General features: G+C 67.6%; 7 protein-coding genes and 1 tRNA gene. 6 read left to right on the top strand and 2 right to left on the bottom strand.

What is annotated here, in order from left to right; all coding sequences use genetic code 11:
• Positions 1 to 85 precede the first annotated feature (85 nt).
• Positions 86 to 161, top strand: a tRNA-Arg gene (locus BJP25_RS28810).
• Between the two features lie 611 nt (positions 162 to 772).
• Here BJP25_RS28810 and BJP25_RS28805 read toward each other — a convergent pair.
• Positions 773 to 982, bottom strand: a complete 210-nt coding sequence (locus tag BJP25_RS28805; RefSeq protein WP_075978138.1) for a hypothetical protein — start codon at positions 980 to 982, stop codon at positions 773 to 775.
• Positions 979 to 2,058 carry an XRE family transcriptional regulator gene (locus BJP25_RS28800; protein ID WP_075978513.1) on the bottom strand — a complete coding sequence of 360 codons (1,080 nt, stop codon included), beginning with the start codon at positions 2,056 to 2,058 and terminating at the stop codon, positions 979 to 981. Before BJP25_RS28800 ends, BJP25_RS28805 begins: the two co-directional genes overlap by 4 nt.
• Positions 2,059 to 2,160: 102 nt before the next feature.
• Between BJP25_RS28800 and drmD the strand changes: the two genes are divergently transcribed.
• The 5 genes from drmD to drmC are packed head-to-tail and all read left to right on the top strand — an operon-like array spanning position 2,161 to position 15,730.
• Positions 2,161 to 5,340 (top strand): DISARM system SNF2-like helicase DrmD, encoded by a 3,180-nt coding sequence (gene drmD, locus BJP25_RS28795; RefSeq protein WP_075978137.1) that lies wholly within the window; start codon positions 2,161 to 2,163, stop codon positions 5,338 to 5,340.
• Positions 5,337 to 9,329 carry an Eco57I restriction-modification methylase domain-containing protein gene (locus BJP25_RS28790; protein WP_075978136.1) on the top strand — a complete coding sequence of 1,331 codons (3,993 nt, stop codon included), beginning with the start codon at positions 5,337 to 5,339 and terminating at the stop codon, positions 9,327 to 9,329. The genes drmD and BJP25_RS28790 overlap by 4 nt, the downstream gene beginning before the upstream one ends.
• Positions 9,326 to 12,997: a DISARM system helicase DrmA gene (gene drmA, locus BJP25_RS28785; protein ID WP_075978135.1), complete on the top strand. Its 3,672-nt coding sequence runs from the start codon at positions 9,326 to 9,328 to the stop codon at positions 12,995 to 12,997. The genes BJP25_RS28790 and drmA overlap by 4 nt, the downstream gene beginning before the upstream one ends.
• On the top strand, positions 12,997 to 15,030 hold the full coding sequence (drmB, locus tag BJP25_RS28780) for a DUF1998 domain-containing protein (RefSeq protein WP_075978134.1): 2,034 nt from the start codon (positions 12,997 to 12,999) through the stop codon (positions 15,028 to 15,030). Before drmA ends, drmB begins: the two co-directional genes overlap by 1 nt.
• Positions 15,005 to 15,730, top strand: coding sequence for a DISARM system phospholipase D-like protein DrmC (drmC, locus tag BJP25_RS28775; RefSeq protein ID WP_084794662.1), 726 nt, complete (start codon positions 15,005 to 15,007; stop codon positions 15,728 to 15,730). The genes drmB and drmC overlap by 26 nt, the downstream gene beginning before the upstream one ends.
• Positions 15,731 to 15,734 lie beyond the last annotated feature (4 nt).

Genomic DNA, 15,734 nt, shown 5'->3' with positions numbered 1-15,734 from the left:
GGACCAGCCCCGGGGCGCACCCGGCATCCACCCACGGGTCCACCTGCATCCGCCTGCGGGAGGACCAGGTAGGGTGTGGCCGCAGGCCCTCGTAGCTCAGGGGATAGAGCATCGGTTTCCTAAACCGTGTGTCGCAGGTTCGAATCCTGCCGGGGGCACCAACATGATCAAGAATGTCCGTTGACCAGCACCGCTTCTTCACAAGCCTCAGTGCAGAGTAATAGCACACAAGCCTAGGTGAATGCTGTTCTCGTTGGTCTCCTACAGGGTGCGCGACCTAGACTGAACGTTCAATTCGACGTCGCTTGAGGTTGTGAGCACACGTTGGATTTCGGCACTGAACTCGATGGCTTCTTACAGTGATTCCACGACTGGCGCCCGGCCAGGCTCAGTCGAGGTGACCGTGGGCTTGCTCAGCGGCCTCGCACCCGGACCCGGGCGTGGCTCACTCGTGGCGCGCGTCCCGTCGGTCGCAATGCCCGCCGCGTCGAGGAGAACACCCGGGCAGCCGATGTCGCGCTGATCGAAGCCGATCTCACTTCCATTATCAACATCCTGCCCGTCGTGGGCGTCGGCGTTCGCCACGCCGACAAGTCCATCTGGACTCGGTCCCAAGCGTGACTGCCCGATCTTCACATCGGTGGTCTGCGACACCCCACCGGTCCGCTTGCTGTGTGTCAGTGGCGAAGCTGCGCTGGTGTGCGTGGAAGACGGGGGACCTCCCGGCCTGCACCATCATGTGCATAAGGTCGAACGCTGGGTCTCGGCGATGTCACCGTGGGCCACCGCGATGGCGACGATGTTGATCGCCTCCCGGGTCGTTATGCCTGGCGGGGAGGGAGGATGCGGACCTCGACGCCTCGTACGCGACCGCTTCGGTCCATCTGCCGCGCTGGTTCAGCGCCGATTCGAGCAGGTCGAGGCGATCGACAGCGGCGAAGTTGCATAACACCGTGTTGTCCGAGAACAGGAACGTGTTCACGAAGCGCCGTCCACCACCGTGTTGGCCTCGATCGAGTCGCGGAGGACGTCGACATTGACTCCGAGAAGGTTCGCGTACGGCCTGAGCGTAGTCTTCCCTGCCTCATAGGCGGCGTAAGCGTCTTGTACTAGAAGGCCGGGTAGCCGCGTCGTGCTCGACGCAGCGACTTGTCGGGCGAACTCGTCGCCTCGACCCGCCATGTGTGCGGCCTTGGCGGCGGTGATCGTCTTGTAACGGTCACAGGTCCCCGCGTCGATGAATCTCAGGTGAAGCAGGCGGTAGGCGAGCGCGGATGGACTGACGACCAGGTCGCACGCGAGCGAGGCGAAAGCCGCTTCCGTGATGCCCGCCTGCACAGCACTACGCAGCGCAGCCTCGGGCATGAGGAACGCGGAAGCAAAAGCGTTGGCGCGCGCCTCCCCCGGATCTCTGGTCTGCGCGCGGTCGAAGACATCCCGGTCGAGGTGAATGTCCTGGTCGTCACCGGCGAGCAGGTGCCCGAGTTCGTGGGCGAGCGTGAATCGTTGCCTCGACGGGAGCGGGCTGGTGGCGAGCACTATCAGCTTTACGTTGGCCGAGGAGACAGCCAGACCGTCGAAGTCGCTGTCGAGGTCCACTACGGCCACATCGGCGCCGAAGACCGCTTCGACCAGGCTGCTCAGGTCCTTGGTGGTCGCGGGAGGGCCGGACTCGCCGCACACCTCGGTTGCCCAGTGCGCCAGGTCTCGGCCTTCGTCCGCGTACCGGTTCGCCACACGGCGAGACGGCGGGGTTCGCCACTGCTGGGAGTAGCCGAGCGTCGCCAGGTCGGCACGGGTAGCGCTGAAGCGCGTCGCGGCTTCGAGGGCCGACCGCGCGCTACCGCCGCTCGCTCTGGCGGCCATGCTCACCGCGGGCGTGTCTCCCGTAAGCAGCCAGTCCACGGTCACGTCGCAGGTTTCGGCGATACGAGCGAGGTCGACCGAGGAGAAGCGTCGTGTACCGCTCAACGACTTGGACAGCTTGGACTCGTCGAGACCGATCCGCGCGGCGAAGGCACGGCGGGTCAGGTTCGACGCTTTGATCAGGTCGCGCACGCGGTCCGGAACGCTTGTCACACGGCCGACCCTAACCGGACTTGCGAAAATCGCAAGAGAGCATGATGATAACTGGCAGTGACTTTCGGAGAGGGGAACCACGTGACCGTCGTGTCCGACGACCCGCCCAGGTCGGCAGCCTTGCCGCCAGTGCCTGAACCCGGGCAGGTCGTCAACGTCCGGGGGTCGACGTGGGCGGTGGCGTCGGTCCGTCGGCAGGGCCTGCCACGCAGCCCTGCCGACGAGGGGGTCGCAGGCATCACCCACGCCGTCAACCTCCAGTCGTTGGAGGAGGACCGCCTGGGGCAGGAGCTCACCGTGGTGTGGGAGCTGGAGGTCGGGCACACCGTCGCGCCCGACCAGGGTCTGCCGGAGACCATCACGCCCGACGGGTTCGACGACCCGACCACGCTGGCAGCCTTCGTGGACGCCGTGCGCTGGGGTGCCGTGACCTCGGCAGACGCGGATTCCTACCAGGCACCGTTCCGCAGTGGCGCGAACGTGGAGGCGTACCAGCTCGAACCGCTGCGACGCGCTCTCCAGTCGTCACGAACGAACCTGCTGCTCGCCGACGACGTCGGCCTGGGCAAGACCATCGAGGCCGGGCTCGTCATCCAGGAGCTGCTGCTTCGGCACCGCGCCCGATCCGTGGTCATCGTCTGCCCGCCCAGCCTCGCGCTGAAGTGGCAGGACGAAATGCGGGAGAAGTTCGGCCTGGAGTTCGTCATCGTCAACAGCGCCTTGATGGCGCGGGTCCGGCGCAGCCACGGACTGGCGGCCAACCCGTTCCGGCTGTTCCCCAGGGTGATCGTCAGCATGTCGTGGTTGCCCGCCCTAAGGGCGCAGCGCCTGTTGCGTGATGTGTTCGCCGATGTGTCGGACACCAAGTCGGCGCGCCGGTTCGCGTTCGACGTGCTGGTGGTCGACGAAGCGCACCACGTCGCTCCCGCAAGCCCGTCGACAGCCCCAGGAGGGCGGGGTTACGCCGTTGACAGCCAGCGCACCATTGCGACGAAGACTCTCGCTGAGAAGTGCGAGCACCGCCTCTTCCTCAGCGCGACCCCGCACAACGGCTACTCAGAGTCGTTCACCGCGCTCATGGAGATGATCGACGGCCGTCGGTTCACCCGCGGCGCGATGCTGGACAAGCGTGCGCTGCGGGAGGTCGCGGTGCGCCGGTTGAAGTCTGAACTGCCGGAGAAGGGGTTCCGCGCTCGGGAGCTGAAGCAGATCCCCTTCACGCTCGACGATCAGGAGGAGCGCCACTTCGCCCTGCTGGACCGCATCCTCGCCGACAGCGCCCGTGCGAACGGGCGAGGGCACGCCGGCGGGCTCGTGGCCATGCTGCTGAAGAAGCGCTTCCTGTCCAGCCCTTGGGCCTTCGCCCGCACGCTGGAACTGTATGAACAGGCTGCGGGCACGGGACGCCAACTCGACTTCGACGACGAGGACCAGTACTACACCGAGGTGTTGGGCAGTGGCCAGTCCGACGAGGAGGAGGGTGACGCCGAGCACCCCGAGTTCACCGCTCTGCGGCAGAGCAAGCGCTCCGACCCGTTGGTCGCCGCCACCGGCCGGGAGATCGAGACCCTGATCGCCTGGGGGAGCCGGTACGAAAAACGACCGGACTCGAAGCTGGAGGCGCTGATCCGTTTCCTCGACGGGGTGTGCCGCCCGGATGGCCGCACATGGACCAACGACCGCGTGGTGGTGTTCACCGAGTACGCGGTCACCCTCGAGTGGATCGCGGACGTGCTGACTCAACGCGGCTACCGCGACGTGCTGGCGACGATCCAAGGCTCCACGCCCACCGAAGAGCGGGAGCTGATCCGCGCCCAGTTCACCGCCCACCCGTCGAAGCACCTGGTGCGCGTTCTGGTGGCGACCGACTCCGCAGGCGAGGGCATCGATCTCCAGGACCACTGCCACCGGCTGGTCAACTTCGACATCCCGTTCAACCCGTCCCGACTCGAACAGCGGATCGGTCGGATCGACCGATACGGGCAGCGCGAGACGCCACAGATCTTTCAGTTCGTCCCCGACATCTCCGACGGCACGTACGCGCGGGACGCCAGGTTCCTGGTGGAGCGGGTGGCGAACAAGATCGGGACAGTGGCCGCCGACCTCGACTCGGTCAACCAGGTCGTGCAAGACCACTTCGCCCCTGCACCCGGTGGGCGCAAGGCACGGCGCACGGCCCCCGACGACGGCAACGCCGTCATCAACTCCACACTTGCCGGCGGGCAGGAGCTCAACCGCAGGCTTACCGAGCTGTCCAGTACCTACGATGCTCGGAAGACGGAGATGCATCTGACTCCCGCCAACGCCCGCCGCGTTGTGGACACCGCCCTCACCCTCACCGCCCAGCCTCCCCTGGTGGAGGACTTCTCCTTCGCCGAGGACACCGACGCCCCGGTCTTCTCGGTGCCGAACCTGGGTGCGGCGTGGCAGGTTGCCCTGCGCGGTCTGGACACCCGGTTGGAACCTGGCAAGCCCCGGCCGATCACGTTCGACGACACGGCCGCGCGAGGAAGGCCCGACCTGGTGCACGTCCACCTCGGTCATGGGCTCATGCAGCGCGCCACGAGGGTGCTGCGCAGCGCGCTGTTCGGCGTGGACTCGCCGGTGAACCGCGTGACCGCGGTCGTCGCCGAGGACCTGCCGGAGTCGTGCGTGGCCGCGGTGTCCCGACTGGTCCTGGTCGGCAGGGGTGGACTGAGGCTGCACGAGGAGGTCTTCCTGACCGGCATCCGGGTGCACGGCAACGCGATGGCCGAACAGAAGGTCGAAGACGTGCTCGACGCCACCTTGGACGCCGAAGACCTCTCGCTGGCCAGCGAGAGCGTGCGCGCGACGCTGAGCGAGATGTGGAACGCGGAGGGTTCCCGGCTGCGCACGCGGTTGGAGGCCGCGATGAGGCGTAAGGCGGAGACGCGGCAGACCCGAGTGACCGAGGACCTGGAACGCCGTCGGAACTCCGACATCGCCCGCGTGCACGAGATCTTCGGCGCCTTCCGGGAGAACCTGCGGGAGTCCCGCGACCGGTTGGCGGGCGAGATCCGCGCCGAGGAGGAGAAGCTGTTCACCGACGACCAGCAGGCCCAGCGCCGCCGTGACCTGCGCGCGATGGAGGACCGGCTTGCGGGCTTGGACGAAGAGGAACGGCGTGAGGTCGCCTCGATCGAGGAGCGTTACCGGGACATCAGGCCGCACGTCTCCGCCGCGGCGGTCGTGTTCGCGCTGACCCCGGCGGACGCCGAGGCCGGGATGGTGCGCGCATGACGCGCCCCGGCCGCAAGTCCCCGCCGAACGAAGCCGAGCTGCACCGCCGGTGGCTGGAACTGGTCGACACCGACGGGCCTTTCCTGGCGGTGCCAGCGTTGAAACGCGTCTGGCCGCAGGGGATGCCGCGACCGGACGCGGATGCGGTAGCGGCCCTCAAGGACGCCAAGCCAGCGTTCGAGAAGGCGTGGGAGGACTGGGACTTCCGGCGGGACGACCCGGGCTCATTGGAGCTGTACCGCAAGGAGCGGGACATCTGGGTGGAGACCGTCCTCCGTGACGTGTTCGGCTGGGGCGAGTCCTACCGCGCGGACTCCACTGCTGAGGTACGCTCTCCGGACCACAGCGTGACCATGCGCGCCAGCGGCGAGGTGGTCCACAGGGAGGCTGTCGGCGCGCTGGTGCTCGTGGTCGACCCGGTCGAGTCGCTGCGCGATCCGCTGGACGACGGGTGGGCCGCTTCTCCGATTGATCGCGTGGAGGAGCTGCTGCGCTCCTCCGGTGTGCCCATTGGTGTGGTCACCGACGGCCGCTGGTGGGCGATCGTCAGCGCTCGCAGGGAGACGATGGCCGCCTCGGGCATCGTGGACGCACAGACGTGGATCGAGGAAGCCCAGACACGCGACGCGGTGATCGCGCTGCTCCAGCGCCGCAGGCTGATCGGCGGCAAGCCCGAGGACCGACTGACCGAGCTGTTCGGCGAATCGGTCGCCGCCGCCGAAGAGATCACCGAGGCCCTGGGCACCCAGGTGCGCCGCGCGGTCGAACTGCTCGTGCAAGCCCTGTCCGAGGCGGCGCTGGGCGCCGAGGACGACCCGCTGCCCGAGGACCGGGGCGAGGTCTACGAGGCGGCCGTGACGGTGATGATGCGGGTGGTGTTCCTGCTGTTCGCCGAGGAACGCGGCCTGCTGCCGCAGGGGCGGCTGTTCAACTTGGGCTACGGCATCAGCGAGGAGTTGGACGCACTCGACACCCGCGTCCGCGAGGAGAGTGCCGAGGCCCTCGACAACACCTACCTGACCTGGCACCGCCTGCTCGCCACCTCTCTGGCGCTGTACCAGGGTGCGTCCTTCGAGGACATCCGCCTACCGTCCTACGGCGGCTCGCTGTTCGACTCGGGCCGCTTTCCTTTCCTGACCGCGTGGGGCCGGTCCGGTGGGCTCGCGATCACCGTGTCCGACCGGGTGATGCTGGAAGTGCTGCGGGCCGTGCAGGTCGCCAAGATCAAGGGGCAACCCGCCCGGCGCATCTCGTTCCGCGACATCGACGTGGAGCAGATCGGCTACATCTACGAGGGCCTGCTGGGCTACTCCTGCGCCGAGGTCGATGAAGTGATGGTCGGCCTCATCGGGAAGGAGGGCGAGGAGCCCGAGGTTCCGCTGGCCGTGCTGGAATCCTTCGCCGAGTCCAAGCGCACCGACACGGCACTGGCCGAAGCCCTGCTCGCCTGGGCCAAGGAGAACCAGCCCGCCGCCACCCCGCCGTCCAAGGCCGCGCTGACCAAGGCGATCCGGGAGAGCTCGCAGGTCGAGGACGCGGAGCGGGCGCTGCGCGCGGTCACGACGGACGAGGAGCTGCGCCACCGTCTGCGTCCGTTCGTCGGGATCATCCGCCGGGACCTGCGGAACCGGCCTCTGGTTGCCGTGCCGGGTGGTGTGCTGGTGGTGGAGACGCCGTCGCGCGCTTCGGCGGGTGCGCACTACACACCCAAGTCATTGGCCGAGGAGGTGGTGCTGCACGCTCTGGAGCCGTTGGTCTACGACCCGGGGCCGCACCAGACGGCGAACCGGGACGCCTGGGCGCCGGTGTCGTCGGACCGCATCCTCGACCTGAAGATCGCCGACATCGCGTGCGGCTCGGGCGCCTTCCTCGTGGCGGCGGCGCGGTACCTCGCGGCGCGGCTGGTGGAGGCGTGGCGGCGGGAGGGCGTCGCCATCGGCACGCCGCACGACCAGCAGACCCACGCTGTCCGGACCGTGGTGGCCAACTGCTTGTACGGGGCGGACATCAACGGCATGGCTGTGGAGATGTGCAAGCTCTCGCTGTGGCTGGTGTCGCTGGACGCCAGGTTGCCGTTCTCGTTCGTGGACGACAAGATCCTGCACGGCAACTCGCTGCTGGGGATCACCGACGTGCGGCAGTTGAAGTTCCAGCACATCGACCCCGACTCCGTGCGCCAGATGCCGCTGTTCCAGCCTGACTTGGACGGCATCCTGAGCCGGGCGGTGCGCTTGCGGGAGAAGCTAGCCAGCGAGGTCGACAACGCCGATCCGCAGCGGTCCGCGACCACCAAGCGCCGCCAGTGGGGTGAGTACCGGGAACTGGTCGCGCGCCTGAACGAGATCGGCGACGCCGTGACCGCGGCCGGTCTGAGACCCGGAGGCAAACCGAGCAAAAAGCTCAACGCCGAGTACGAGAACCTGCGCATCGCACTCAGCGACGCCTACGCGCCCGATGGCGACCGCGCCATGCTCGACGGGATTCTGACCGCCGGACTGACTCCGACCGTGCGCACCGACTACGAACGCTGGAAACCGCTGCACTGGCCGGTGATGGTGCCGGACGTGATGACTCGCGGCGGTTTCGACGCGGTCATCGGCAACCCGCCCTTCCTGGGTGGTCAGAAGCTGACCGGCACGATGGGCACCAATGTCCGGGACTGGTTCGTGAACGCGGTGGCGGGCGGCACCAAGGGCAGCGCCGACCTTGTCGGGTACTTCTTCCTGCGGGCGAGTGCACTGCTCAACGCTCATGGCAATCTCGGGCTCATCGCCACCAACACTGTGGCGCAGGGCGACACCCGTGAGGTGGGGCTGGACCGGATGGTCGCCGGTGGCTTCACCATCACGCGGGCGATCCAAAGCAGGTCGTGGCCGGTAGCCAGCGCCAACCTGGAGTACGCGGCGGTGTGGGGCACGCGGGAGGCGGTCGCGGGCGAGGTTCCCCGGGTGGCCGATGGCGTGGCGGTGGCGGGCATCTCGACCCTCTTGGAGCCCGCCGGGCGGGTGGACGGCGCACCGGTCCGGCTGGCCGAGAACACCGGCATGGCCTTTATCGGTTGCTATGTGCTGGGCATGGGGTTCGTGCTGGAACCCGAGGAAGCCGCCGACTGGATCGAAGCCGACGCGAAGAACGCCGAGGTGCTCTTTCCCTACCTCAATGGTGAAGACCTCAACTCCCGCCCGGACACGTCCCCATCCCGCCGGGTGATCGACTTCAATAATCTTACCGAGTCTGCCGCAAAGCAATACGCTGCCCCCTTTCAGCGTGTTTATGGAAGGGTCCGCCCAGAACGATTGAAAAATAAAAGAAGTGCGCGACGAGATCGATGGTGGCAGTTTGCGGAGCTGGCGCTTGGTATGCGAAAGGCTGTCGCGGGCTTGACCGACGTGTTGGTCATCGCGCGAGTCAGCAAGACCGTAATGCCTGTGCGAGTAAGCGGGAAACTTGTTGCCAGTGAAGCTACGGTCATTTTCGCGACGGAGTCGTTCGCTGATCAAGCGGTGTTGTCGTCGAGTATGCACCAGACCTGGGCGATCAAGTATGGATCGGGGATGCGGAACGACCCCCGTTACACTCCGTCCGATGTGTTCGAGACGTTCCCTCGCCCTGAGCCGACCGAGCGACTGGCGGAGGTTGGGCGGGTGTTGGACGGCGAGCGGCGGGAGATCATGTTGCGGCGCCAGCTTGGGTTGACCAAGCTGTACAACCTGGTCAACGACCCCGGCACCGCCGATTCCGACGATGCCGACGTGGCGCGGATGCGGGAGATTCACGTCGAACTCGATCGCGCCGTGATGGCCGCCTACGGCTGGGACGACGTGCCGCTCGACCACGGTTTCCACACGTACCGACAGATGACCCGCTGGACGGTCAGTCCGGCCGCCCGCGTGGAAATTCTGGACCTGCTGCTCGAAGAAAACCATAAGCGCGCCGCCGCTCAGGGCGAGGCACCGCCGCCCATACAAGAAGAGGAGGGTGGCGAGTGACCGCGCCGCACGAGCGTGAACAGCAGTACCGCCTCGCGCACGAGCCGGACGGAACGTCGCTGACGGTACGGGAGAACCTGGTCGACATCCTCGAACGGGAACTCCTTGGGCCCGCCAACGGTCCGGAGGAGGTGCTCGACGGCCCGCCGGACGTGGTGTACCTGGTCGGGCGGATCGCGCCGTTCAAGCTCAAGGCGGGTCGTGACGATCCGTCTGACGCCGAGGAGGACGAGGCCGCCACCGATGTCGGCGACGCCTTCGACGCCGAGCAGGTGCAGGGCGTGCCAGTCACCGCTGTGGACGAGAGCGGCGCGGGCGCCGACGAGGACGAGGTCGAGGACCAGCCGCAGCAGCGCGGTTTGATGATCCCGGCGTCGATGGGCCTGCGCTGCCAGATTCCCGACGACCTCGCCGAGTTCACCGTCACCGCCTCGTGGGGGCAGTACGAGCCGATGAAGGACAAGGAGAGCAAGGTCCGGCGGTACAAGCGCACGCCGATCGAGTTCGTCAAGAAGGTCGTCGTCGCCGACCTCAGCCCCGCGCGGACGACGACGATCCACCTCCGCGACACCGTGGTGCTGCGCATCGACCGGTATGACGACGTCACGGACGGCAAGCGGCTCATCGAGGTGGCGCTGTGCAACGACCGGGTCGCGCCGCGCAAGATCCCGGTCAACGCGTGGCTATATCAAACAAGGGTCAAGGTCGACGCGGGCGGTGCGGAAGTGTTCATGCCGGTGACGGACCGGCTCACTGACGCCCGCGAGGAACGCGACGACGAACTCCGCAGGCTCAACCTCCAGTACCGCGACCGGTTGGAGTTCGCTATCGGCCGAACCTGTTCCGTGGACTGGGAGTCGTCCGCTGGAAGCAGGCGGGCGAGCGCCGTGTGGACGACCTGGCTGCCGACCGCCGAGACGCCGCAGACCACCGCCGAGGAGATCGGGTCGGCGCTGCTGGATATGCGCGCATTGAGCACCGCGACCGAGGAGGAGTTGCGCGCCGGGTTGGAACCCATCGTCCGTGGCTATGGGACTTGGCTCGATGGTGAACTCACCCGCGCAAAAGCGCTGCCGGAGCACCTGCGCGAGGACGGGATCGAACTGGTCGAGGAGGCCCGGCAGGTTCAGGCACAGCTGGCCGCCGGGCTAGAGCACCTGCTCTCCGACGAGGAAGCTCTGCGCTGCTTCCGGTTCATGAACCAGGTCATGGCCGATCAGCGAATCCAGTCGCAGGTGGCGCAACGGCGGGCGAAGAACCCGCGGGAAACGATCGAGCAGGCGCGGACCGCAGTGCTCGCGCAGGGCCCGAAGGCACATTCCTGGCGAACGTTCCAGCTCGCGTTCGTGCTGATGCAGTTGCCGATGCTCACAGACCCCGCAGCCGAGCGCCGCTCCGGCGGTGATCCGAAGGCGCAGTTGCTGTTCTTCCCGACTGGTGGTGGCAAGACCGAGGCGTACCTGGGCCTGGCCGCGTACACGTTCGCGATCCGCCGTCAGCAGCGCGAGGTGTTTACACCGGATGGACCGCTGGACGGCAACTCCGGCGTGGCAGTGCTGATGCGTTACACACTGCGACTGCTCACCGCGCAGCAGTTCCAGCGCGCCACGGCCCTGGTCTGCGCGGCGGAGGTCGCCCGCCTCGCCGATGTCGACACGTGGGGTGCCGAACCGTTCCGGATAGGGTTGTGGGTCGGAACGGACGTCAGCCCGAAGCGGTTCGACGAAGCCGAGGCTCAGCTCACCCGCGCCAACAACACCGGTGTCGGATACCGGCTCACGGTGTTGCAGATCCAACGCTGCCCGTGGTGCGGAACCAAGATCACGTCCAAGGACGTCGTAGCCAGGGCTGAGACGCGGCGGGTGCACGTGTACTGCGGCGACGACCTCGCCGAGTGCCCGTTTGCTGAAGGCGGCGACTCGCCCGACGGTCTGCCGGTGCTGACGGTCGATGAGGAGATCTACCGCCTGACACCGTCCTTCGTCATTGCGACCGTCGACAAGTTCGCACGGCTCGCACGTGAAGGTGAGGCTGCTTCGCTTTTTGGGTACGTCTCGCGTCGGTGCGAGCGGCACGGAGTGGTGCACCCCGACTACAAGCACTGCGAGATCAAGGTCGGGAACAAACATCCCGTCAAGGCTGGTCTGCCTGTGGCACCTGTACGTCCCGGGATTCGTCTGCGGCCGCCGGATCTGATCATCCAGGACGAGCTGCACCTGATCACCGGCGCGCTCGGCACCACAGTAGGGCTCTTCGAGGTCGCGATCGACGTCATGAGCATGTGGCGCACCGCCAATGGGCAGCCAGTCCGCCCGCTGCTCGTCGCCTCGACCGCCACCGCCCGCAATGCCGCTGATCAGGTCAAAGCGCTCTACGGGCGAGATGTGACTATCTTTCCCCCACAGGTTCTCGACGCCGGCCGGACGTTCTTCTCCAAGGAGGAGGAGATCTCGGATAGGTTCCCAGGGCGCCGCTACATCGGGCTGTCCACCACGGGTGTGCGTCTCACCACCGCCGAGATCCGCGTCGCCGAGGTGCTGCTGGCGGCGGGCCAGTTGCTGTTCGACCGGTCCCGCGAGGCCGCCGATCCGTACATGTCGCTGGTGGGCTACTTCAGCGCGACCCGCGAATTGGCAGGCATGGCCCGGTATATGGGCGACGACATCCAGACGGCGCTGTCGAAGGGCCGCCCGTGGTCTGCGCTGCCGAGGCGGACCGGGACCAACTTCGGGTCCCTGCACGTCGCCGAACTGACCTCACGGGTGGCGAGCGCGGACATCACCGCCACCCTGGACCAGATGGCTGTGGGTTTCTCCCCCGAGTTCGACACCACCGCGGGCAAGCGGGAGATCATGGCGCAGCGCGCAGCGAAGAAGCCCGTGCCGACCCGCGAGGTGAGCCCGTTCGACGCGGTGCTCGCGACGTCCATGCTGCAGGTGGGTGTGGACGTGACCAGACTTGGGCTGATGCTGGTGGTCGGGCAACCCAAGAACACCGCCGAGTACATCCAGGCCTCCTCTCGCGTCGGGCGCGACGCCGCTCGCCCCGGCTTGGTCGTATCCCTGGGCAACTGGGCCAGGCCGCGCGACCTCGCCCACTTCGAGCAGTTCCGGTACTACCATGAAACGTTTTACGCCCAGGTCGAGGCTTTGTCGGTCACGCCGTTCTCCGCGACCTCGCTGGACCGAGGTCTGGACGGTGTCCTCGTCAGCGCCGCGCGTGTCCTTCAGGCCGCCGAGGCGCAAGGGCTGTCCCCCGAGCACAACGCCGGAGCCATCGACGGACGACGGGACGTCGTCGTCGAGATCATCGACGCCTTGGTGGACCGGGTGCTGCGGGCTGCGGACGAGGACACCGCGCTCAGGACGTCCCACCTGCTGCGCAACCGGCTGGACAACTGGGAGAAACGCCGCCGGTTCCTGGCCGACCACCGCAAGTCCATGGTCTACGAGCGGGTCACCGACGACACCAGGCACGACGCGTTGATGATGAGCGCCGAGAACTCCAAGTCCCGAACTGGTTCGCGGGACGCGCCGCCGTTCGTGGTGGCCAACTCGATGCGGGAGGTGCAGCCGGAGATCAACCTCTTGGTGAGCCCCGTGAAGGAGAACCTCGTCTACATCGCGCCGCCCGGAGCGCCGCGCTGGCAACCGCCCTCGGAGCCCTGATGACCACCGACACCCGCTTCATCTACGACCCCGCGACGGCTGTTGACCCGCTGGGGGACGCCGAGAGGGAGGCTGAGAAGGCGATCAAGCACAATCGTGCGAAGGTCGGCTCCGGCCGCCCGTCGTCGTTGCTCTACACCTACGGGCCCGGCGCGATCATGGATCTGCCGCAGTTCACGATCATGCCCACCGGCCTGGACGACTGGGACCGCATCTGGCGGCGGCGCGACAATCCCCAGGAAATTCGCGCGCCGCGCCTGCGCGACGTGGTGGCGAAGCTGCTCCGATCGAGGGACGTGCGGCTGCGCCCACACCCCAACCAGCCCAAGAAGATCAGTTTCTCGACCGAGGGCAACGACCTCGGCGTGCCCGCGCGGATCTTCCCGCAGTGGATGCGGTGCACCGGCTGCGACATGCTCGGCAGCCTGTCGCAGTTCGCTTACACCAACACTCACCCGTTCCGAACCGATCTCGCGTGCTTCGAGCACGCCAAGTGCACGGGACGCGCGGGCAATCGCGGCCGCAAGCCCGTACGGCGCATCGCCGTGCCTGCCCGGTACCTGCTCGCCTGCGTAGACGGCCACCTCGACGAGTTCCCTTACGACGAGTGGGTCCACCACTGGTCGCCCTGCCCGAACGCCGAGTTCCCCGCGTTGAAGATGGTCGATCGCACTGCGGGCAAGGGCGCGTCTGCCGTCATCGGCTGCGAGTCGTGCGGCGCGCGGCGACCGATGAACGAGGCCCAGGGCGAGGCGGGTCGCGGCAAGTTGCCTGGATGTCGAGGTCGTCACCCGCACTTGGACGCGTTCGAGCCGAGCGGTTGCCGCAAAGAGACGCGGCTGATGCTGGTGGGCGCGTCGAACCTGTGGTTCCCGGCGACGCAGTCGATCATCGTCATGCCGGAGTCCCAGCAGGAGACCACTGGGGACCTCGCGGTCCGCATCCGCACCGTGCTCGGCGATAGGCTGGCCAAGTACGCCGACGACCTGGACACCTTGCGCGACGTGCTCGAAGGCAAACCGGGCAGTCCGCCGGACCTCGCGACGATTCCCGACGACAAGCTCGCCCAGGCGGTCGCCGCCGCGCTGGCGCCTGGCGAGTCCGACGAGGAACTGGATCGGTGGCGCGAGGACTGGGACCCGGTCGACCTCCTCGTCCCGGAGTGGCAGTACCTGCTCAAGGACCCTCTCGGGTTGCGGCACGAGGATGAAACGAGCGGGTTGACACTGTCCCGTCGCGAACGGGACCCGTCGCTGCGTCCGCAGGTAACGCGCGTGCTGGCGGTCGAGCGTCTGCGCAAGGTCAACGCCCTCGTCGGCTTCACCCGTATCGACGACATGGACCGCGTCGGCGATCTCTCGCGGCTGGTCCCGCTCGCCAGGGCGGAGCGGCCCGCGTGGACGGTCGCCACCGAGGACCGAGGGGAAGGTGTGTTCCTCCAGCTCGACGAGTCCGCGGTGGCCGAGTGGGAGGCGATGGTCGAGCACGACCCGGTCTGGATCGCCCACCGCGAGGCTCACCGGCGCAACTTCGAGCGGCGCTCCTCCGAGACCGCGAAACCGGTAGACCACAGCACCCGCCTGCGACCGCCGCGCTACTGGCTCGTGCACACCTTCGCCCACGTCTTGATCAGAGAGATGGCGATGAAGTGCGGATACTCCGCCGCGAGCCTGTCCGAACGTCTCTACGCCTGGCCCGAGACCGACAGCCGTCCGGCAGCCGCCGGTTTGCTGATCTGCACGACAGCCTCTGACAGCGACGGGACCCTCGGCGGCCTGGTGCAGCTCAGTGAGCCGGAGCGGCTGGAACGTGTGGTGTCGGGAGCGCTCTACCGTGCTCAACGCTGCTCCTCCGACCCGATTTGCGCCATGCGCACTCCCCAGGACGCGGAGGACTTCCTGCACGGAGCCGCCTGCCACTGCTGCGCGATGGCGTCGGAAACGTCGTGCGAACGGGCGAACCGGTTCCTCGACCGGCGTTTCCTCGTCGACCTCCCCGGGAGCGGCATTGGCTTTTTCGGCCGAGTGGATTGATCCGGCGTCAGCCCGCGAGCTTGGGGAACGGCTCACTGGCACGGAGGCTGGCCTGCTCGCCGACCGCCTGTCCCGGGGCGACACGCTCACCAGCGCTGTGCGCGCCGTCGCTCAGAGGCAGCGCGGCCGTGTTCGGGAACTGCTGCGGGAAGGGTCAACACCTGCCCAGATCGCGGTGCTTCGCGCTGTCGAGGGCGCACGGTCAGCACCGACCACGGCGACGCCCCTGTGGACGATGCCAGGCCACCTCGCCCGAGGCGGACCGCTCACCGCGTCCTCCCCACACCTGGTGGACGCCGCCCGTCACTCCGTGACGTGCTCGACGTTCAACTTCCAGCGGACCTCCGGTCTGTGGACGGCACTTCGCCGGGCGGCGCAGCGTCCCGGTGTCGCGGTTCGGGTGTACCTCGACGCGTCGGCCTCCGGCCGGGGAGCTCCTACCGCCGCCGAGGTGGCGGACCACCTCGCACCCGCCGTGATCCTGCGAACCGTCGAGTTCGGTGGTGCGGTAGTGCGCAACCACGCCAAGTTCGTCGCTGTCGACCACCGGTTCCTGCTGGTGTCCAGCGCGAACTTCTCCTGGAGCGCGGAGCACGGCAACGTCGAGTTCGGGGTCCTGCTCGACGACCGCAACCTCACCGAGGCCGTGGAGCGGCAACTGCGTGATGTCGAGGACACCCTTTACGAGGTCGCGCCTTGACCGC

The organism is Actinokineospora bangkokensis, from assembly GCF_001940455.1.
GTDB lineage: Bacteria > Actinomycetota > Actinomycetes > Mycobacteriales > Pseudonocardiaceae > Actinokineospora > Actinokineospora bangkokensis.
Note: the sequence above shows the minus strand (reverse complement) of the source record. Positions and strands in the feature narration are given on the sequence as shown.

Bases quoted from the DNA above. Each gene is read 5' to 3' on its own strand.
- drmB (WP_075978134.1), top strand. From the start codon at position 12,997: ATGACCACCGACACCCGCTTCATCTACGACCCCGCGACGGCTGTTGAC.
- BJP25_RS28790 (WP_075978136.1), top strand. From the start codon at position 5,337: ATGACGCGCCCCGGCCGCAAGTCCCCGCCGAACGAAGCCGAGCTGCAC.